At 46.1% G+C, this 21872-nt stretch carries 16 protein-coding genes, 1 tRNA gene and 1 other RNA gene; 7 read left to right on the forward strand and 11 right to left on the reverse strand.

Annotated features, from left to right (window positions below; translation table 11 throughout):
• Positions 1–163: 163 nt before the first annotated feature.
• Positions 164–964: an inositol monophosphatase family protein gene (locus ACYVJM_RS02250; RefSeq protein ID WP_461146577.1), complete on the reverse strand. Its 801-nt coding sequence runs from the start codon at positions 962–964 to the stop codon at positions 164–166.
• An 83-nt stretch (positions 965–1047) separates the two neighbouring features.
• Positions 1048–3312 carry a phosphoribosylformylglycinamidine synthase subunit PurL gene (gene purL, locus ACYVJM_RS02255; RefSeq protein WP_461146578.1) on the reverse strand — a complete coding sequence of 755 codons (2265 nt, stop codon included), beginning with the start codon at positions 3310–3312 and terminating at the stop codon, positions 1048–1050.
• A 177-nt stretch (positions 3313–3489) separates the two neighbouring features.
• Here purL and ACYVJM_RS02260 point away from each other — a divergent pair.
• The 4 genes from ACYVJM_RS02260 to ACYVJM_RS02275 all read left to right on the forward strand — a co-directional run bounded on the left by ACYVJM_RS02260 (position 3490) and on the right by ACYVJM_RS02275 (position 9860).
• Positions 3490–3574: transfer RNA gene (locus tag ACYVJM_RS02260), tRNA-Ser, on the forward strand.
• A 302-nt stretch (positions 3575–3876) separates the two neighbouring features.
• A complete protein-coding gene (locus ACYVJM_RS02265) occupies positions 3877–4758 on the forward strand; it encodes an SIR2 family protein (protein ID WP_461146579.1) in 882 nt (293 codons plus the stop codon).
• Between the two features lie 139 nt (positions 4759–4897).
• Positions 4898–7522, forward strand: a complete 2625-nt coding sequence (locus ACYVJM_RS02270; protein WP_461146580.1) for a DUF7133 domain-containing protein — start codon at positions 4898–4900, stop codon at positions 7520–7522.
• Between the two features lie 1060 nt (positions 7523–8582).
• A complete protein-coding gene (locus ACYVJM_RS02275; RefSeq protein ID WP_461146581.1) occupies positions 8583–9860 on the forward strand; it encodes an MFS transporter in 1278 nt (425 codons plus the stop codon).
• Between the two features lie 56 nt (positions 9861–9916).
• On the opposite strand, the gene ACYVJM_RS02280 is transcribed toward ACYVJM_RS02275, so the two are convergent.
• Complete coding sequence (locus tag ACYVJM_RS02280; RefSeq protein ID WP_461146582.1) at positions 9917–10396, reverse strand: FKBP-type peptidyl-prolyl cis-trans isomerase; 480 nt, start codon at positions 10394–10396, stop codon at positions 9917–9919.
• Positions 10397–11060: 664 nt separating this feature from the next.
• Between ACYVJM_RS02280 and ACYVJM_RS02285 the strand changes: the two genes are divergently transcribed.
• Positions 11061–11324: a hypothetical protein gene (locus ACYVJM_RS02285; protein ID WP_461146583.1), complete on the forward strand. Its 264-nt coding sequence runs from the start codon at positions 11061–11063 to the stop codon at positions 11322–11324.
• Between the two features lie 578 nt (positions 11325–11902).
• Here the strand turns inward: ACYVJM_RS02285 and hemF are convergent.
• The 4 genes from hemF to ssrA all read right to left on the reverse strand — a co-directional run bounded on the left by hemF (position 11903) and on the right by ssrA (position 15298).
• Entirely contained in the window at positions 11903–12817 is a 915-nt protein-coding gene (gene hemF / locus ACYVJM_RS02290; RefSeq protein ID WP_461146584.1) for an oxygen-dependent coproporphyrinogen oxidase, read from the reverse strand.
• A gap of 22 nt (positions 12818–12839) precedes the next feature.
• Positions 12840–13466 (reverse strand): RNA-binding domain-containing protein, encoded by a 627-nt coding sequence (locus ACYVJM_RS02295; protein ID WP_461146585.1) that lies wholly within the window; start codon positions 13464–13466, stop codon positions 12840–12842.
• 677 nt (positions 13467–14143) lie between these two features.
• Positions 14144–14626 (reverse strand): hypothetical protein, encoded by a 483-nt coding sequence (locus ACYVJM_RS02300; RefSeq protein ID WP_461146586.1) that lies wholly within the window; start codon positions 14624–14626, stop codon positions 14144–14146.
• 298 nt (positions 14627–14924) lie between these two features.
• Positions 14925–15298, reverse strand: a transfer-messenger RNA (tmRNA) gene (ssrA, locus tag ACYVJM_RS02305).
• Between the two features lie 173 nt (positions 15299–15471).
• On the opposite strand from ssrA, the gene ACYVJM_RS02310 reads away from it, so the two are divergent.
• Positions 15472–16113, forward strand: a complete 642-nt coding sequence (locus tag ACYVJM_RS02310; protein WP_461146587.1) for a hypothetical protein — start codon at positions 15472–15474, stop codon at positions 16111–16113.
• A 58-nt stretch (positions 16114–16171) separates the two neighbouring features.
• Here ACYVJM_RS02310 and ACYVJM_RS02315 read toward each other — a convergent pair whose 3' ends face one another.
• Genes ACYVJM_RS02315 through ACYVJM_RS02325 form a run of 3 tightly spaced genes read right to left on the reverse strand, consistent with a single transcriptional unit; the run spans position 16172 to position 18159 of the window.
• Positions 16172–17143: an alpha/beta hydrolase gene (locus tag ACYVJM_RS02315; RefSeq protein ID WP_461146588.1), complete on the reverse strand. Its 972-nt coding sequence runs from the start codon at positions 17141–17143 to the stop codon at positions 16172–16174.
• A 41-nt stretch (positions 17144–17184) separates the two neighbouring features.
• Positions 17185–17838: an SdpI family protein gene (locus ACYVJM_RS02320; protein WP_461146589.1), complete on the reverse strand. Its 654-nt coding sequence runs from the start codon at positions 17836–17838 to the stop codon at positions 17185–17187.
• A 21-nt stretch (positions 17839–17859) separates the two neighbouring features.
• Positions 17860–18159: an autorepressor SdpR family transcription factor gene (locus ACYVJM_RS02325; protein WP_461146590.1), complete on the reverse strand. Its 300-nt coding sequence runs from the start codon at positions 18157–18159 to the stop codon at positions 17860–17862.
• 303 nt (positions 18160–18462) lie between these two features.
• Between ACYVJM_RS02325 and ACYVJM_RS02330 the strand changes: the two genes are divergently transcribed.
• Positions 18463–19005: a DUF6580 family putative transport protein gene (locus ACYVJM_RS02330; protein ID WP_461146591.1), complete on the forward strand. Its 543-nt coding sequence runs from the start codon at positions 18463–18465 to the stop codon at positions 19003–19005.
• Positions 19006–19156: 151 nt separating this feature from the next.
• Here the strand turns inward: ACYVJM_RS02330 and ACYVJM_RS02335 are convergent, their stop codons facing one another.
• Positions 19157–21805 carry an MGH1-like glycoside hydrolase domain-containing protein gene (locus ACYVJM_RS02335; protein ID WP_461146592.1) on the reverse strand — a complete coding sequence of 883 codons (2649 nt, stop codon included), beginning with the start codon at positions 21803–21805 and terminating at the stop codon, positions 19157–19159.
• Between the last annotated feature and the right edge of the window lie 67 nt (positions 21806–21872).

Here is a 21872-nt window from a genome sequence, read left to right on the forward strand (position 1 = left end):
AAGACTGATCATGCTTTACTAAATAACGATGTAGAAAGAGATGCAGACTTAACTTAACTTCACTTCACTTCACTGACAGCCAGAGTCTGTCAGTGAAGTTCTTGTTCAACTTTGTTCAAATGTCTTTTCCGCATCACTCAGACGGCTAAAGGCTGTCTGGCAATCAGGACCAAAACTCCTGAATTACCCTGAGTAACTCCGGGTGAACGCCACTGCCGGCAATTACATCCCCACGGAACAGGAAGGCGTCGCCCCCTTCAAAATCAGTGACCCGTCCACCCGCTTCACGAACCAGCAGAACGCCGGCGGCCATATCCCAGGAATTAAGGTTGTATTCGTAAAATGCATCGAAACGGCCGCAGGCTACATACGCCAGATCGATAGCAGCCGACCCCATCCGGCGCAGGCCGTGGGTTTGCTGCATCAGCGACTCCAGAATGTGGAGATACGGCTGCATTTTGTCGAACGTATAATACGGGAAGCCGGTAGCAATAAGGCTCTCACCCAGTTGGGTAGCGGGCGACACAGAAATAGGGCTCTCGTTGCAAAAAGCCCCACCACCCTGCCAGGCGGAAAAACACTCGTTTCGATTGGGATCATAGATCACACCGGCAATGGGTGTGTTCCCCTGCGCCAGGCCAATGCTCACCGAAAAAACGGGCAGATCATGGATAAAATTAGCGGTCCCGTCGAGTGGGTCAATAATCCAGTTCAGGGCCGACTGGTCGGCTTCCTGGCCGGTGGTTCCTTCTTCTGTAATGAATCCGGCTTCGGGCAGCAGCTTGCTTAGTTTCTCGACCAGTTGCTTTTCGGTTTCTTTATCGACGTAGGATACCAGATTGTTCAGGCCTTTGTACTCGATGGCGTCGCGTTGGAAACGGCTGCGCTCCTGTAACAAAAAAGCACCCGCATCCGTAGCGATGGTACTAATCTCGCGGGTAACCGCGGCTAAATCAATTGCCATGTTAAACTTCTTAATTGATCAAAGACATGCTCTTTAGGCGCTGGCGCGCGCATTTGCCCGTGCCAGCGCCCTGCTCAAACACCTTACGCCATTATTTTGCCTAAGGCGTTATTGTATAAATCGTTGGCTTCGGCCAGCGTCATCACCGTTGTGTTATCGACGACAAACGCAGGAGATGTGCCCGTTACCGTTCCCAACAGCATAAAGGGCATGATCGTATCGTGCAGATAACCTTCAACAGTTTTCTGATGTTCGGGCGAGACCGTTACCACAACGCGGCTCTGGCTTTCGCCAAACAGGAACGAATCCAACCGGTGGCGGTCGTCCGATACAATTTCGAAACCTTTATTACCCGCCATCGCCGACTCAGCCAGCGTAACGAACAAACCACCGTCCGATATGTCGTGTGCCGACAGAATCCAGCCGTTTCGGTTCATGGTTTTGATACCTTCCTGAACGTGCCATTCATCGTCGAACTCAAAATAAGGAGCGGGCGACGCTTTGATGTCGAGGTACGAATACAAATACTCTGAGGAGGCAATGTCGTTGGTCGACTGCCCGATGAGGTAGATCAGATCTCCTTCATGTTTAAAGTCGAGCGTCAGTTGGTGAGCCGGATTTTCCATCAGACCGAGCATACCAATGGTTGGGGTCGGGAATACCGGTCCATCGTCGGAACTCTGGTTGTAGAAGCTCACGTTGCCGCCCGTTACGGGGGTACTGAACCGACGGCAGGCTTCGCCCATTCCCTGAACAGCCTCCACGAAATGCCAGTAGACTTCGGGCACGTACGGATTCCCGAAGTTCAGGTTGTTGGTCACGGCCAGCGGCTCGCCCCCGCTGCAAACGATGTTGCGGCAAGCTTCGGCAACGGCGATCATCGCCCCCTGGCGCGGGTTCGCGTTCACGTACCGACTGTTGCAGTCGACCGTAATCACGATGGACTTATCGGTTGCCGGAATGCCGGGGCCTTTCACGCGCACCACGGCCGCATCAGACGGCGCATTTGTGCTTCGGTTGCCTGTACCCACCATAGAATCGTACTGTTCATACACCCACTTGCGCGAACAGATATTGGGATGCGAAAGCAGATGCTCGGCAATTTCCCGGATATCTTCCCGCTCAATATCATCCACATCGTCGATGTCGAACTTGGCGAATTCCTTTATATATGCGGGTTCCTTGTACTCCCGGTGGTATACCGGCGCACCGCCACCCAGCACGAGGTCGTAAGCTGGTACATCGGCCACAAGTTCGCCGTGGCGGTAGAAATGCAGACGGCCGAGGTCGTTCTCCCCTTTGGCCGTCACCTCGCCAATTTGGGCGCAGTTAAGGTCCCATTTGTCGAAGATCCCCTGGATAATGTGCTCTTTGCCTTTCTCAATAACCACCAGCATCCGCTCCTGCGACTCCGACAGCAGAATCTCGAATGGAGCCATATTGGGCTGACGGGTAGGTACTTTATCGAGGTCGATAATCATACCATGTTCCCCTTTGGCGCTCATTTCGGACGTTGAGCAGATGATGCCGGCAGCACCCATATCCTGAATACCGATCACGTAACCCGTTTCAATAATTTCCAGGCTGGCTTCGAGCAGGAGCTTCTCCATGAACGGATCGCCCACCTGAACGGCCGGAAGCTTATCGGTCGATGCGGCCGAAATATCTTCCGAGGCAAACGTAGCGCCGTGAATACCGTCTTTACCCGTTGCCGAACCGACGATGAATACGGGGTTACCAACGCCAAAACTGGTTGCTTTGGCCGATTTGCCTACCTCAACGATACCCGCCGAGAATGCATTGACAAGTGGGTTGGTGTTATAGCACTCATCGAAATACAGCTCCCCGCCAACGGTTGGGATACCGAAGGCATTACCATAGTCGCCGATGCCTTTCACCACACCGCGCAGCAGCCGCCGGGTTTTGGGCAGCGTCAGGTCGCCAAAACGGAGGGAGTTCAGTTGAGCAATGGGTCGTGCACCCATCGTAAAAATATCGCGGTTGATGCCACCCACACCCGTTGCTGCTCCCTGGTAGGGTTCCAGTGCCGACGGGTGGTTGTGCGACTCAATCTTAAACGAACAGGCCAGTCCATCTCCAATGTCGACCAGACCCGCGTTTTCTTCCCCGGCTTTAGCCAGCATCCGGTCGGAGTCGCGGGGCAGCGTTTTGAGCCAGACGATGGAGTTTTTGTAGGAGCAGTGTTCAGACCACATTACCGAGAAGATACTCAATTCAGTGAAATTTGGCCGACGCCCTAAGATTTCGGCAATACGGTCAAATTCTTCGGGCAGCAGGCCCAGTTTCCGGGCGGTCTCAAGCGAGGGTAGCGATTCGAGGGTATCCATTATAGAGAGCGAAAGAGTGAACGAGTGAAAGAGCTGATAGTGAAGACGTTTACATTCGCACGTTCACTTCTGCGCTCTTTCGTTCTTTTAATCGTTGCCCAAAATTACGGTTTTTGAGCGAATTGGGGCCTTAAAGGTTGACAAATCTCAAAACGTTCGTATATTTGCACCCAAGAAAGAGAGATGGCAGAGTGGTCGATTGCGGTGGTCTTGAAAACCACTGACTGTAACAGGTCCGGGGGTTCGAATCCCTCTCTCTCTGCAAAAGTCCCGTTTACATTGTAAACGGGACTTTTTTTATGTTGTAAATAACAATCAGACCCAGTACTTCTCCTGATCGTCTTCCATGAAACCGAAATAAGTTAGTTGTAAAAAAATAAAAATACTGAAGAAGTAACGAGTCACACTTCTCTCTTGCCGTTTTTTTGAATGCCCCATCTCCCGGATCCATTCCTTCATAAATGAGATGACAGCCTCATCCGACTTTTCTGATTGCCCTGTTAGTAGCTGGTAAATCAAGTGAATACACTGCTTTTACCTTTTTGTTAACTAACTCTTTGGATTGTGTACCCATACGCTTTACTGATCGGCAATGGCATCAATAATATTGTCCCTAATAACAGCTGGGCCGATTTGCTGGAAGACATGGTTCAGTTTTGTAAGGTCGGGAATTTAATGAACCATCAGGCTACCAAGCCGTTTCCGCTGCTTTATGAAGAGATTTTCCTTAGATCACTCCAGGTAACCCGGCGTAGGGAAATTGATTTAAAAACGTTCATCGCCCGGAAAGTCGCACAAATTGAGCCCAACGAAATTCATGAGCGTATCCGGGAGTTTGGCACGGATGATATCATCACGACCAATTACGAATTCTCTCTGGAAGGGCAGTTGCCGTTAAAAAACAGCGGGGTGATCGATGAGAAAGTGTACAGCGTGTTCCGCCACTACGAAGTGAATGCAAAACGGTACTGGCATATTCATGGCGACTGTCGGGTACCCAACAGCATTAATTTAGGATTTGAGCATTACGGAGGGCAACTCCAACAGATGCGGAATTATGTGGTAAGCGGCACTCATTACAAAAGTACAGCCTTGCCGAAACACCCCTTTATTAAACGATTGAAAACAAGAGAATCGATGGGTCTATCCTGGATTGACTTGTTCTTCACGACCGATATTTACATTCTCGGCTTGAGCCTTGACTTTGTCGAATCTGACTTATGGTGGTTACTGACTTATCGCGCCCGCCAGCTATATTATCGTAGCCGAGCCGACATCAACAACAAGATCGTATACTTTCTGCCCAGCGAATACGTAGCCAACGCACAGAATAAACTTGATTTTTTTGCGGCCAACGGGGTACAGGTTATCGACACATTATCCGGTGTCGATAAAGTACAGTATTACCATCAGGTACTCGACTATATCGAGCGGGACACTCACTGAAAACGATTAAGGTCAGTAGTTATACGACTTCTTCGGTTTAACACACTTAATCCCGATTGAACTGTTTAAATTTAACCGCATCTTTTGCTTTAGTGGACTATCAGCCACGAATTGAGCAATTATTAATTACCGTCAACCCATGTTTAAAATTTCACTAAGCTTCCTTTCCGCGTTCCTGTTTAGTTTTGGATTAGATGGAAACCTGGGGCAACTCAAAAAACCAGACGTTACCCGAACCGTAGTCCATGCACCGGATTACCCGCCCGATTTGCAGGTAACGAACTTCACGGGTCCTGATCTGACACCCAGCCCCGCCTGTCTGGCGGTGGCACCAACCGGCGAGGTATTTGTTGGCGTCGATAAACAGGGGTCGCTTGGTAAAAAGCCGGACATGGGGGCCATTGTGCGGCTGGTAGATGAAAATAATGACGGCAAAGTAGACCGGCATACAACCTTTGCCAAGGTGAATAACCCACGGGGTATTATTGCCCTGGGCGATCAGGTGTTCGTGCTGCACGCTGTCTTCTCGGCCGAAACCGGCAAAGCAACCGGGATGGATCTGGTGGTCTTCGACGACAAAAACGGCGATGGTGTGGCCGATGGCCCTTCCAAACCACTGGTCGAACACATCAGCAACGTTAAATTCATTCAGGAGCGGGGTGTCGACCATGCGACAAACGGTATCCGGATGGGTATTGACGGCTGGATCTATATTGCCGTGGGCGACTTCGGGTTCCACAATGCCGTAGACCGTTCGGGGAACAAGCTAACCATGCTTGGCGGTGGGATTGTACGGGTACGGCCCGATGGTACAGAAATGGAGGTCTTCTCGCATGGAACACGCAACATCTATGATGTGGCCATTGACCCCTACATGAACATTTTCACCCGCGACAACACCAACGACGGCGGAGGCTGGAACATCCGCTTCAGCCACCAGCTGCAATCGGCCGAGTACGGCTACCCGGTATTGTTTAAGCATTTTACCGACGAGATCTTACCTGCCCTGGTCGACGTAGGGGGTGGTTCGGGCACAGGGGCTTTGTTCATGGATGAGCCTACCTGGCCACAGAAATACAACCAGGTACCCATGATGGCCGACTGGGGGCGGAATCAGCTGTACATCCACCGCGTAACACCTGATAAAGGTACCTTCACCCAACAGGAAGAAGCGTTTATTAAACTTCCGCAGATTACCGATGTAGACGTGGACGGATCGGGTCGGCTGTATCTGGCGGCCTGGAATGGAGCAGGTTACTCGGGCAATCCCGATAAAGGCTACGTCGTACGGGCGGTACCACAAAACTGGACCTATGAGGCTTTCCCGAATCTCAAAAAAGCGTCGGTAAAAAAACTGGGTGCTTTACTTGCCTCGAAGAGTGCCGTGGCGCGTTTGTATGCTTCACAGGAGTTGCTGAATCGGTCCGGAAAACAAGCAGCCAACACTGCCTGGAAGGTAGCGTCGGATCAGAAATTGCCGCTTGCGAACCGGGTGGCTGGTATCTTTACCTACGCCCAGGCCACCGGCGAGCAGGGGATCGACAAGCTGGTACAGTTAACGCAGGATGCGGCCGTGCGGGAGTTTGCCCTCCGTGCGCTGGCCGACCGAAAACCATTGGTCAAAAAAGTCCCCCTGGAGCCTTTTGTGCAGGGTGTGAAAGACCCATCGGATCGGGTGCAGGTGGCTGCGCTGATCGGCCTGGGTCGTCTGGATCGTCAGGAAGCAGCCGCTACCTTACTGCAGGTTAGTGTCCCTAATTCATTTGTTGCACCGGGTAAAGATGTAGAAGGCCCGCACGCTACCCCCAATGCTTCATTGGTACCGGCCCATCTAGCGGTTCGATCACTGGTGAAGCTAAATGCCGTAACGGCCTGTTTACAGGCAATCAACTCCCCCAACGCTACCCTGGCGCTGTGGGCGCTGCGGTACATGCCTACACCGGAAGCTGTCAATGGGCTCATCAGTGCTTACCGGCTGGCTAAAGACGTTACCCTCAAAACCCAAATCCTAACTACCCTTGGCCGTTTGTATAAGCAGGAAGCTCCTTACGATGCATCCTGGTGGTGGAGCACCCGTCCGGATACGCACGGTCCCTTCTATAAATCAGTTGTTTGGGAATCCTCTCCAGCCGTCAAAGACCTCCTGCTAACCGAGTGGAAGCAGACCGCAGATAAGCAGTTTTTCACCGATATGAACAGTCGACTCAGGCTGGACATTCCCGAGTTTGGCGTAGAAGAGCCGGTTGCAGTGCAGCAGGAGAATAAAGTAGACCTGGATAAGATCCGGAGTAAAAAAGGGCAGGTTGGCGAAGCATCCATTGAAGATGTCATGCTGGCGATGGCCAAACTACCGGGCGATGCAGCCGTGGGCAAAACCCTGTTTACCCAGCAAGGCTGCGTAGCCTGCCATAGCCTCTCGAAAAGCGAGACGATGAAAGGTCCGTTTATGGGACAAATCGGATCGATCATGAACCGGGAGCAGATTGCCGAATCCATTCTAAAACCAAATGCATCCATTTCGCAGGGGTTTGCTTCGGTATCGGTTACGGCGAAAGGAAACAAAAGCTATACCGGCTTCATCACGGAAGAATCCGCTACCCGACTGGTTATGCGGGACATCACCGGCCAAGTCTACACTATCAAAAAGGCTGACGTGCTGACTCGTAAGGAACTGGACTCGTCCATGATGCCAACGGGCTTAGCCAATGCACTGTCTTATGACGAGTTTGCGTCGCTGATTACCTTTTTGTCGCAGCAGAAATAGCCCTGACGTATACAAACCGGACGCTCCAAGACCAGTTATTCGCCTGGTTTTGGAGCGTCCGGTTTTATGCATACTATACGGCTGTACATTAAAAATTTCATGCCTGATATTAAATCTACAATCGGTATATACTACAAGCCCACTTACCCGTGTTATTAGTCTTTATAATGACGATATCGGTTTATAAGCGAAACTACTCAAGAAAAAAATTAGACTAACGGAAGAAATTATTGATTTATAGGGAGTCAATATTCCAATTTATTTCTTCTGGATTCTGGCATGATGCCTATGTCTTAACATCCTTGTTATAAGTCACTTAATCTATTCACATTTATTCTTTTACTAAGATTGATCAATTGTCTATTTATATAATTTTTGCATAACTAGTAAACAAAAGAGCGCGATTCTTTTTAACAATTAGATATAAACTGTAAACAACCGTTTATATTTACTAATTGGTTATTCCAATTTCGTAACTTTGCATTTACTTTGTACTACCGTCATAACTAGTTAGCCTTATGAACATTAAGAAGAAATCACTGCTACTGCTACCCGGTCCCTGGACTTTGATAGTTGTTATCTCAGTTTATGTGTTCTATCTATTACTATCGGCTGTTCTGAGTTAATCTTGTAGGCTTATACTTCTTCGCCCAGATTCACACACCAGCCCGGTTCTGTTTGAGAACAGACCGATATATAGTTGCGTCCGAGTCCTTGAAGAATCCTATTTATAGTAAGTGCTTCTACTCAATCTTGTGAGCTAAGATGCTGTTGGGCCTAACGTTCAGGTTTATTTGTAGATTGTATCCGGCTCTGTCGTAGGTACGTTGTTAAAACACTTTTACTTGTTTGCTTTATATTGACTCAGGTCAACCTTGTCTGCTAGTGCTTTATTTTCAGCATTAGGACAGTCCGGTTAATGTACTTACAGCGACAGATGATACCTCAAGCGGCTAATTACCTGCTTTCTCAGTAGAGCACTTCCTCTCCTACCTTTTGTAGTTATTACCCCTTGGCTTGTTAGTTGGCAAGCCCGATTTACGAGCGGCACTTAACGTATATGGAAAAAGTCATTGCAAAATCCCGTTGGTACCGGCTTCTCCCAATTGCTTTTATCACCTATAGTCTGGCTTATTTAGATCGGGCAAATTTCGGATTTGGTGCAGCCAGTGGCATGGCAAAAGATCTGGAGATTACCCCGGCTATGTCATCACTGCTGGGTTCACTATTCTTTTTAGGCTACTTTTTCTTTCAGGTACCGGGAGCAGTTTATGCCGAGAAGAAAAGTGCGAAATCCCTGATTTTCTGGTCCTTGATCCTATGGGGGGGGCTGGCTATGGCAACCGGTTTTATCAGCAATGTCAATCTATTGATTATCATCCGCTTTATGCTGGGCGTAGTCGAAAGTGCAGTAATGCCCTCGATGCTCCTTTTCTTAAGTCGGTGGTTTACTAAAGCAGAACGCTCTCAGGCCAACACATTTTTGATTCTGGGTAATCCAGCTACCATTCTCTGGATGTCCATACTATCAGGTTATCTGGTACAGGCTGTTGGCTGGCGGTGGATGTTTATACTTGAAGGTTTACCGGCTATTATATGGGCATTTTTCTGGTGGCGACTGGTTGATAATAAGCCTGAAGATGCGAAGTGGCTAACCTCCGCCGAGAAAGAAGCCCTTATCGATCAGCTTCAACGGGAACAACAGGGTATTAAACCTGTAAAAAACTATGCAGAGGCTTTCAAGTCCAGGATTGTCATATTGCTTAGTCTGCAATATGCTTTGTGGAGTATCGGCGTTTACGGCTTTGTCATGTGGCTGCCATCTATTCTGAATGCAGCCCCTAACATGACGATCGTTAAAACAGGCTGGCTATCCTCAATACCTTACGTGTTAGCCATCATTGGCATGTTAAGCGCATCCTATTTCTCAGATAAAACGCAGAACCGCAAAACATTTGTCTGGCCTTTTTTATTGATAGGCGCTATTGCCTTTTATGGTTCTTATTTAATCGGTGCCGATAACTTCTGGATTTCATTTACCCTGCTCATTGTGGCTGGTGGGGCTATGTATGCGCCTTACGGTCCATTTTTTGCAATTATCCCTGAATTACTGCCCAAGAACGTAGCAGGAGGAGCTATGGCCCTCATCAATAGCTTTGGTGCCCTGGGTTCCTTTATAGGCTCCTATATAGTTGGCTATTTAAACGGCTCTACCGGTAGCTTTGGCTCCTCCTATCTATTCATGGCAGGCTCTCTTTTGCTCTCCGCTGTTATAACGCTGATTGCACTGAACAAACCAGTCACTATGCCGCAAGATAAACCGGTAACCATTGACTAAGTCCATTTTATCGTCTTGTGAATGGTTACTACCGTCTAATTATTCCTGACCTTGCCTCAGTTAATACCCACGAGATCAATCTCAAAAACGAGTATAGAATTTGCCGGAATATCATTCTGCTCCTGCGCGCCGTAAGCCAGACTTGGCGGCAAAAAGAGTACTATTTTACCACCGGGAGCAATTAATGGAATCCCCTCCTGCCAGCCCACAATAAGCTGGTTCAGGTTAAAGCTTATGCCTTCGGCACTGTCGAATACCTTACCATTTGTCAGTCTCCCCGAGTAGTTAACGGTCACATTAGAACATACGGTAGGCTTTGTACCTACTCCCGCCGACTGTATGGTATAGTAAAAACCCCGACTGTCTGCTTTGGCTTTAATTCCGCTTGTTTCTATGAACAGCTGTAGCGCCTTGATCTCTTCACTTGGCGCTTTAGTCGTAACGGCGGACTCCGTACACGGTCCCCGTTCCGCCTGCTGGCATCCACTGACAAGCACTGACCAGACAACCAGTACGAACCATTTTTTTTTCATCATGCACACCATCTCTAAAAGTATAAACTTTACTGTTTGTCAGGCTTAGACCGACTAAGCCGTTTAGGTTGTCTCACTGCTTACCTGCATTTACTCATGTAAAACTAAACAAACCGATATTTACTACGAGTTTTATTTTTTCGTGGTTAGAAACATGATGTATTTATGATCTGCCAGGAGTCAGTAAAAATCTTTGTACTCTATATGCTTAGTTTCACTAAAGGATAGTTAACGTCAAAAATCAATTCCTTTTCGGGCAATAGCCTGTAAATGATTGACTAAACGGTAAAGATTCAGTTATTGGTGGTTATCTGGTAGGATATCAGTAGGGTTAAACAACCTAAGTTGAATTTCACTACCTGCCCTTAAAATCTTGAAATTAAATTATAGGCACACTAATGCATAAAAATCCTAACATAAATTACTTGAAAATCAAAAAGTTCAAAGAATAAGTCAAATAATAGAGCTCAATTAGCACTCAATACTAACCTACTTAAACTATATATTTATAATAATCAAGATAATAATTCTTCAAAATGAATGTTTATTAAAAATACTAAGTTTAATTTTTTATGATTTCATAATATTTAAAAATAAAGTTATTCATATAATGATTTACGTTAATAAAAAAGTTATTATTGTCTGTCCGTAACCTCAAGATTGCTTTATGCTGTTCACGTTCTCTACAATAAACGCAGACACACAGATACGAAATTATTCGTGGTGGTTTAATAACCTTGAATTTGCATTCGACGCAGTAAGTCTTCTCACGTTAAAAGGCTGCCAAATTATTACTATTGAACTCCATGATGATGAACAACGCATTCAGCTGGCAGCTGAAGCGTTTGATGGAAACCTTATTTCCGACCATATAAAGGCCCTTGAAAATGAGTGGATTGAACTGTTAAACGAGTCAATAAATATGCGTTGATACGTTTCTGGTTAGCTGGGCTAGTACAAGACAATAATGTTCCTATAGCTAATTTGAAAAAGTTTTGGGACGGTTGGGTTAGCCTAAACTATTGTTCAAATATTGACTACATGTAGTTAAATGTCAATTCCTCCGCAGGCTCTATTTAACGTCAAATAGAGCCTGCGGAGGAATTGACATTTAAAGTTCTCTTGTGTTACAGGCCGATCGTTATTCTAGCGTAACATTCTTCAAAAAAGTCCTCCGGGAAGTCCTTTTCTGAGCCCGCTAATTGATGTAAGTACACCAAAGGATATTGACTAGACGGTACTTTTCTATAGACACCGTATGCCGATTCAGATTGATCCGGAAAAATTAGGAGTTAATTATTTGACTCGATAACAAGGTTTATTTTGAAGGAGGATGCCTATTATTCCATTACTAAGAGTTTGATTTATTTTCATCAAAGGAAGTAATATTGAAATTTTCGAAAAGTATCATTTTGATATGAGACCAATCACTCGTTTTTGGTGATTTTATAAAGTTTGCCTATAAATCGCTGATTAAATACCTCATAACGTTTTCTCATATTGTTGTTCTTACACCCAGTTTTTTCCTTTACCCAGCAGCTTCTGCGTTTTCTCTTCCAGGCTTCCGGGCTCGACCCTAAAATCATAAACCCAATTTGCCTGTGGGGGCATACTCATTAGTATAGACTCGGTACGACCATTGGTTTCAAGGCCAAACTTTGTCCCTCTATCCCAGACAAGATTGAATTCGACATAACGGCCACGGCGCAGTAACTGCCAGGCTTTTTCCTGCTCACCGTACGTCAACGCACGATTTTGATGCATAAAATGGGTGTAGATGGGGGCAAACGCTTTTCCAACATCCTGTACGAAATCGAACAATTGCTTTTTACTGCAACTGTCAGTCGGTTTAAGGTAATCAAAGAAAATACCGCCAATTCCTCGCGTTTCCTGCCGATGTGGAATATAAAAGTAATCGTCTGCCCAAGGTTTAAACTTCGTATAATAGGTTGGGTCATGACGGTCGCAAACCTGTTTGAGCGATTGATGAAACCACCGGGCATCCTCTTCTACTATATAATGAGGGGTTAAATCAATACCGCCACCAAACCAATTATGGCCTGTACTCATTTCGAAATAGCGGACATTCATATGTATTATTGGCACGAGTGGACTGTGCGGATGTAAAACGATGGATACACCTGTTGCGTAAAATTCTGCCGGCTCATTGAGGTTCAGCGTACGGAGGGTTGCCTCAGTCGCTTCGCCATGTACGGCTGAGAATCCGACTCCTCCTTTTTCAATGACAGTTCCGTTGGTCATAATTCGTGAACGGCCTCCCCCGCCACCCGGCCGCTGCCAGGAATCCTCCCGAAATTTCCCTCTTCCATCGGCCTGCTCCAGCGATTGACAGATTTGATCCTGAAGTTCTTTAAAGAAGTCCGTAATTTGTTCTTTTGTGATTGTGTCTGTCTCTGTTACCATACTTACAAAGATACTACAAGGATTACTCTGCCAGTTTAAGCGCGTACCGTACCGGGCGAGGTTTATCTATTAAAATAAGCAAACCTCGTTCTGCCAGTTGCCGCAGCAATTTACCTGCTCTATACTCAGATATATTAATAAGTTTCCCAAACTTGTCAGGCGTGATGAATTCGTTCTTTCGAAGGTACTGAATCAGCGTACGTGCCATTGGCGATTTAAGTAGTTCACGATCCGCCATCTGGGGTGTTATGATCAATTTGCTGGTCGGTACTGACTTATCTTTCATTCGAACGTAAATGGTACGTTTACCAGACTCATCCATCACATAGTGTGGTTTATCATCACTTTCGAGTATAGAGATAATTAAAACGATCCGACCATCGGGGGCCATGGTTTCATAGGTTATTGACAAGGCTGGTTCAACCAAACGGTCAGTCGCTTCTTCAATTTTCTGCATCTCTCGAAACTCGGATGTCACACCTACTATCTTTCCATTATCTGCGACACCAATCAAGAGTGTCCCTCCAGATGTGTTGGCCAAAGCAGCCAATGTTCGGGCTATACGATAGGCAGACGAAAGGGTACGTTTAAATTCCAGGCGGGAGTGTTCACCCTGTTCAATTAGATCATTAAGTTGGTTTCGGGTCATATATCAAAATTGTTACCACCTCTACTTTTACCTTTAACAAGAGTATAATTTAGCCAAACCAATATCAGGCATAAAGGACAAATTTTTTATACACATTACCATTTAAAAGAATGACACTACTCCTTTAACAATAGTCAGGACGATCTTTCATAAAATGGAATATATATTTTCATAACTTTTATTAAAATCATACTTTCATATAAATAAACCCTTAACACATATGGCATATATAAATTAATAAGTTAACCATATTTGCCTTCCAGTTAACTTTATTATTTGTGTCTGATATCAGTAAATTAACGAATTTTTCATCAATATATAAACACATATATATGCATTTGTCACAAAGAAATAATTTAATTTTATCGTTTGTACTTGCAGGTTTAAAGAACTCTCATTCCGATCTGTTAATTAATACTTCGATTTATAGGTTCACTGTAACGGTTAAATGCTCTGGTATGTTATAAGCTTTCTCTTTATCACATCCCACTCCCAATTAGACAACATTGTTATAGATGGCTTATCAAGCACGTTAAGTTACTGGGGCTAGTATTTTGATCACCCCTTAATTAATACGTACAAATCAAGCCGCCAGACAGCCAGAATAGGACTTTCCCATTCTACCTATCTGACGGCTTGATTAGATGAATTCAGAATTTGTTCAGCAAAAAAAGAGACTATTCTGCTGAGGCATTTAGTTTCTTACGACCTCGAGGCTTTCCTGTATACTCAGGCTTTGGGTTTTCATTCGTAAATTTCAGCTCATAACCAGTTACACCGTCTTCATAGTCAAATGGTTTTACCACGAAGTTGTATTTCGTCTCTGCGAAATCTATACCTCCCTTCTGTAGTATAATAGGAAGTGAAATGGCATAACTTTTTGCTCCCTGAGCCAGTTCAAACGTTTGCTCTTCGCCTTCGCTTCCTGGGATCAGATATAAAGATTTTATTTTCCGTTTCCCATCCTGCGTACCTACCTTAAACCGGTTGTTGCTAGGATCAAGTCCTAATTGTGAGATCGCTTTTGACGGGAAAACCAATTTACCCGTTGATGAAATATAGCCAGTAACAGGTGATGTCTTGGCAACAGGCTTTTCATCCTTTTTCTTAGCTTCGCTATTCTCATCAGGCGAGAAGAACCGTATTTGCTTCGCTTTCATTCGACAGTGTATTAATTAAAATTGACTAACAGGTTTTGCAAATATAGGTAGTCTTATTTTCAAAAAAGAAAATCTAATCGATAGAATATTTTATAACTGACTTCTTTCCCCAGAATGTAAATTGTTATCGGATAAAAACCACTGTTTATATAATTCTTTTAAAGATAAGCCTGGGATACGCAAAAATGAGAGGTGCAAACTGCCTATTACTTAATAAATCCTATAGTCAATTATCATCAAACCAGTTTTTATCGATCAAAAAAAAACTCAATACAATTAGATGTATTGAGTTTTTTTCCAGTGGAGACGGAGAGATTCGAACTCTCGTCCAGTCAAGGAACCCGTCGTGCCTTCTACATGCTTAGGTACTCTTAGAATTGTCGGGAATCGGCCCGGTGTGTACCAAACCAAGCTTCATCCGTAGGTGCTTGTGTCTTACTCGGCCGTTAACACCATAAACCGAGCCAGCGCTGCGAGTCGATGCCTCCTGATCCAGCCAGCAGCACGTAGGCCGGGGAGACAATGGCTATTGCTTAATCCTCCGGATTAGGCAGCCATGGCGTAGTTATATTCGCCAGTTATTGTTTTGACGATTTGTTTGGGCGGGAAATACCGTCAACTCCCGACATGCTTACACGCGACCTCAGCAAGCTGTCAATTCCGGTCGTCCCCAAATTGTCATGCATACACGAGTGTGCATTTTATGAACTTGAAACTTGGTGTTTTGGTTCAGTTTGCCCGTGATAAAACAACTTAGTTTTATCAAAACAAGTAGAACTAATTTGTATTGAACGAGTTATATTCGTTCATGTTAACCGTTTATCTGCCGTTTTGTCGATACGCATATGACGTTTACGTCTTTTGAAATAACACTTTATCAACAGTTAACGCCTTTTTTTGAGCGGCAGGGATTCGTTTTATTACCTGATAAAAAACAATATCGAAGAACAACCTCAACGGGGTTCCAAACTGTAATGCTCTTGTTTAGTAGTTTTAATGAGGAAATAATACTAGGCGTTACGCTTGGATGTCGTAATGAACAGGTTGAACAAATTGCTCAGCAATTTTTGAGTAATCAAGTTATGAGTCATCAGGATTCAATTACGCTTTCTGTGCCAATCAATCAATTCCGTGACTTCCAATTCGCCCGATTCAAAATTCATAATGACGAAGAGCTGATAGATGCCTGTTGGCAAATCGAGCTTTTCTTCCAAACTACTGGTTTTGCTTTTTTTACATCCTCATGTACTTTGCCAGTATTAGACCGTCTGCTGAATGAACACGCGGCTTATCCCTGCCAGTATGTATTTAACCAATTACACCGTTATTATAAGGGGCTGGTAGCCGCACATCTCGCGCACAACGCGCAGTTCGATAATTTAATTGAGCACTATAGAAACATGCTGGGTAAACAGACGCATAACCCTCATGAACAAATTCAATTTGAACGACTGATCACCTATCTGCATCACTACTATCCGAATTAAATGCGATCGATTCTGCACTGCTAATCTGCGTAAAGGTGTATTGATGACTGGCTTTCAATTACTTCTTCACGAACTTTTCAATACTATCGACGAGTCCTGGTGTAAGTGTTAATGTAGGGTCAGAATAGGTTTTAATATTTTCAGTACGGTTGAGGGGTGCGTTTTTTAAGATATGGCTCATTTGGTCCATTAAAATTAATTCCGCGTCGGGTCGGGCAGCTTTCAGTATTTCAGCCTCTTTCGTAGACACCTGTAGATCATGTTTACCGTTTATAATTAAAACCGGCCCTGAAAATTGCTTTATCACGGTTGCCGGATCATATACCATCCATGAGATCAATCCGGGTTGATTACCTGGATTAAAAAGTCCCATTAAAAACGGATTTATGCGCTTCACGGGATGGCCAGCCTTTAACGAATCCAGTAGAATGTTGGCTACCGCACTGAGTGTGTCGGGGGCACCGGCTTTCACCTGATCCTTTAGTATATCGGCAATATTTCGACCAGCTCCGGCCAGTGAAATGAACTTATCAGCTTTTGTTTTTTCTGCTGCCAGCATACCAACTAACGACCCTTCTGAATGGCCGGCAACAATGACCTTTGAAAAGCGTCTATCTGCCTTTAATTGATCAATAAATCCAATGGCATCGCTTACAAAGAATTCAAAACGATGTTCTGCCGGTTTAATCGTTTTCATGGCCGCCTGAAGATTTGTACCCGATCCACGTTTATCATATCTGGCCACGGCAACGCCTTTATTAACTAAACTGTCGGCCAGCATTTTATAGGTGTTAGGTTTCATTCCATACGGGTTATTGCCATTTCGATCGGTTGGACCGGAGCCGGCAATGATCAACACAACCGGTATTGCCTTTTTAGGATTGGCAGGAATGGCCAATGTTCCTTCCAGCGTTAAGTCGGCGCCAGTTGGCACGGTTATTTTATAGTGAAGAGCCTCTTCAGTTTGGGCCAATGCGTGCAGTGAAAATAATAGCAGAAGTATTAAAATAGAAATATTAAAACGATTCATGATTTGTCGGTTTTAGCGGTTGATAATAGTACTTAGTTGCGTCAGTGTGCTTTTTCCTGCTGAAAATAGATGTATGAGTAGACGGCCGGTACCAGGGTGACAAGCAGAATGAGACCGACGATAACGCCCACTTTGTAAGGCATTGGCAGGAATAGAGCAAGTAGTAGGCTTACCATGCCCCCCGCTACCATTAGCCGACCGCCCATCCGGTGGGTTTTTCGCCAGACAACCTCATTCCCAATCGTCCAGGGGGTGCGGATACCTATAAACCAGTTTGGTTTGATAGTTATCATGTAATTACCAACACCCACAAACGAGAGACTGACGATTATCATCAAAATCGTCATGAAGCTATTGTTGGAAACAGCGTGACCGGCCATATAAAAGACCCAGATCATTATGGCCGATAACATGAGTGTCAACACCACACGCAACTTTTGATAATTTGTCGTTTGCAACTGACCTCCCGAATGAATTCGGGGCAAAAAGCGCAATACCACGTAGAGCAGTAGTGAAATACCGACTGTGAACAGGCAGGCCTGTTCTTTGGCCATCCATCCGTTTGCTTTACCGGATAAATCGTAATGCGTGGTAATCTCAGCGGGAAGTTGATTCCAGCTCATGCCGAAGTAGATCAGGGGGGCCATCAGAAGACCAATGATCAGGACTTCAATGAAAGTAGTATTCGTTTTCATGATTGACAGGGTGTTAACGGATCAGGATGCCTTTTGGGATGTAGTCGATTCTATGGTAGATGTGTCGGTTTTTTGAAAGCTCAGTAGCCAGGCCAGCAATTCATCGAGGACGGTGGTATTGAGGGTATAATTGATAAATTGTCCCTGTTTGGTGGCTTCGACCAGGCCCGACTGCCGTAATAAATCGAGGTGATGTGAAATACTGGGCTTGGACATATCAAATCGCTCGGCAATTTCGCCGGCGTTCATGTCGCCCCCGCGCAGCAGGTCCAGTATCTGCCGACGGGTTGGGTCATTCAAGGCTTTAAATAAGTTGTTCATCAGCGTAGACTTAAACGTTTAGACAAATATCTAATTATTAATTTAGACAACTATCTAAATAGTAGCGAGCGGTAATTATTATGGATAGGCGGTAAAACTCCCTGGCAACCACCAGTCGTAGTCTAAGTGGTAGGTTTCTGGTTAAATGACTTAACCAAAGCAGCCGAATCGGGCTTTGCCATGTCTGTTAATGGAGTTACCTTTGCAGATGTATAGTCAGAGTATTGGCCCTGATGTCAGTGCTTTGGCCTGTTCTACGCTGAGTTACTAGTACACAGGCCTTTTTTAACTGTTGATTTTATTATGAAGCCGCTTCAGATTCGCTTAACCACGCTTACCATTATTGTTCTGGCAACAGCCTTGTTCAGATTAGTGCCGCATTGGTATAATTTCACGCCCATTGCGGCCCTTGCCTTATTTGGAGCTTCCCGATTCGAGCGTAAGTGGCTAGGGCTGGCCGTACCAATGGCTGCTATGCTGCTGAGCGATAGTTTGATTGGATTTCACGGAAATATGGGCTCTGTTTATTTAAGCTTCGGCCTTACCTGGCTTCTCGGACTCTGGGCCTTGAAGCAACCAACAGCCGGGCGTATTGCTGCCGCTTCGGTGGCGTCATCCCTCCTGTTCTTTTTGGTAACGAACTTTTCGGTTTGGTATGGCAGCACGTTTTACTCACAAACGGCTTCTGGTCTATTAACCTGTTACACCGCAGGACTGGCGTTTTATAACGGTACATCGTTCTTTCTAAACGGTATCCTGGGCGACCTATTCTTTAGTGCCATTTTATTTGGGTCATATTACCTGCTCCAGCAGCGATACTCCGTACTGAAACCAGCCAGAAGCTAGTTTTTAATACATACACTTACACTCTTCAATCGATTCCCGCCGATTCAGATTCGCTCTGACTCTCGGCGGGAATCGTTGCATTCGGGCCCCTTGTGTCATTGAATAGGGATTCACTCGATTCCTTGCAAACACTTTCCCCTCAGCCTCACTCCTACCGAAGACTGCCATATTTCCGGTTGATCAGTTCCGCAACTAAACCTGTCCAGCCTGTCTGGTGACTGGCTCCCACCCCCCGGCCATTATCGCCGTCGAAGTATTCGTAAAAGAGTACATAATTCCGAAAATGGGGGTCTTTATATTTTGAATGCTTCCCAAAAGAGGGCCGTTCGCCATGATCATCTTGTGTAAATAAGCTGATAAGTCGGTTGTTCAGCTCTCTGGCCACCTCCCGCAGGGTTATCTGCTGACCGGAACCTATTGGGAACTCGACCGTGAAGCTATCCCCGAAATAGTGGTGGAAGCGTTCGAGGCTTTCGACCATCAGGTAATTCGTTGGCATCCATACCGGGCCACGCCAGTTACTGTTGCCCCCAAACATGCCGCTATCGCTCTCGGCGGGGGTGTAGGTCAATCGAAAGGTGGTATGATCCAGCGTAAATTCATAGGGATTTTCCTGGTATACTTTCGATACAGCCCTTACACCGTGCGGACTTAAAAACTCCTTTTCGTCCAGTACTCTAGCGAGCAGCGCTTTCAGACGGAACCCCCTCAACAGGCTGAGCAGTCGTTTTTCATCAACCCCTTTTTCAGCGTACCGCGACACCTGGTGGTATAAGTCGGGGCGGTGGCCCTGGAACCAGACCATTCGTCCGACAAACTCCGGATTTGCCTGTAAGAGCTCAGCATCCAGCACTTCCACCGCAAACATGGGAATGAGTCCTACTAGTGTACGGACCTTCATCCGGTATATTGTGCCGTCTTCCATACGCAGCTGATCGTAGAAAAACGCGTCTTCTTCATCCCATAAGCCAACGTTTGTATTACCGATATGCGTGATGGCCCCAGCGATATACAGGAAGTGGTCGAAAAATTTTGTAGCCATTTCGTCATAAACCGGGTCATGGCGGGCCAGTTCGAGGGCGATACGCATCATATTCAGCGCATACATGGCCATCCAACTCGTTCCGTCGGCCTGTTCCAGATGACTTCCGTCCGGAAATGCCGTGTTCCGGTCAAACACACCGATGTTGTCCAGGCCAAGAAACCCTCCCTCAAAAATGTTGTTCCCCGACTGATCTTTCCGATTCACCCACCAGGTGAAGTTAAGCATGAGTTTATGGAAGATAGCGCGCAAAAACGTCAGGTCCTGCTCGCCCGGTGGCTTACGCTCCAGTTCGAGGTGGTAGATCCGCCACGCAGCCCAGGCCTGAACGGGTGGATTTACATCCGAAAAATTCCATTCGTAGGCAGGCAATTGCCCATTTGGGTGCATAAACCACTCATTGGTAAGCAGCATTAATTGCTGCTTGGCCAAATCCGGGTCAATGATGGAGAGTGTTATACAGTGAAAAGCCCAGTCCCAGGCAGCATACCATGGGTACTCCCACTTATCGGGCATAGAAATCACCCCCGCATTGATGAGTTGTAGCCAGGTGTGGTTGCGTCCATGCAGGCGCTCGGGGGGCGGAGGTGGACTGTTGGCATCGCCAGCCAGCCACCGGGAAACATCATAGTAATAATACTGCTTGTTCCAAAGCATACCGGCATAAGCCTGTCGCTGAACCAGTTTCTCATCGTCAGTAGCGTTTACCGGCTGAACTTGCGCATAAAATTCATCCGCTTCGTACTTTCGGTTGGCTAACAACGCATTGAACGTGGCGAAAGGTTTTTCAAGACCCACTCCAACCGGTCCGGTCGCTTCGAGCCGAAGGCGAACAACGGTCGAACCACCGGCTGGAATCGTGAGCAGGTAATGCGCTGCGGTTTTCGTTCCTTTTTTCGCTGGATTAACCGTATCGCTACCGTGCAACAGATAGTCATTGATGCCATCTTTAGGATAAGCGGAACCCGAATGTGTGTCATAAAGCCGTACCAGGTTCGACTCATTCTCACAGAACAACCAATCGGGTTGTCCTTCGGCATGAAGGATGTATCGACCCAAGGCTGAATCCTCCACCGACACCGTTCCATCGGGTTGCAATATTAATGACGGATGATAGTTGGGTACGCCATCGGTATCATCACCGAAGATCCACGTATTCCGAAACCAGAGCGTTGGCAGTACATGTAACATAGCCATTTCCGCCCCCCGGTTATGAATGGTAATGGCCATCAGAATATCCTGAGGTCCCGCTTTGGCGTACTCGACAAACACATCGAAATACCGATCCTGATCGAACAGGCCAGTATCCAGTAATTCAAATTCCGGGTCAAGCCGCCCCCGTCGACCGTTTTCTGCGATCAGCCACTCGTAGGGATAAGCCGCCTGCGGGTATTTATACAGCATCCGCTGATATGAATGGGAGGGCGTATTGTCGAGGTAGTAATAAAGTTCTTTCACATCTTCACCATGATTACCCTCGGCATTACTGAGGCCAAAATAACGCTCTTTTAGGATAGGATCCTGCCCATTCCAAAGCACTAACGCGAGGCACAGCTGCTGCTTGTCATCGCAAAAGCCCGCAATGCCATCTTCTCCCCAGCGATAGGTATAGCTACGGGCTTTGTCGTGGGTCACAAAGTTCCAGGCATCTCCATTGGCGCTGTAATCTTCGCGCACGGTTCCCCATTGCCGGTCGGAGACATAGGGGCCCCATTGCCGCCAGGCCGGATCATTCAGACGATTGTGTTCGGTGGTCAACTGCTTACGTGTATGTATGATGCAGGGTATAAAGTATACGGTGTATGTCGCAATATTATACGGTATA

The sequence above is a fragment of the Spirosoma pulveris genome, from assembly GCF_054781875.1.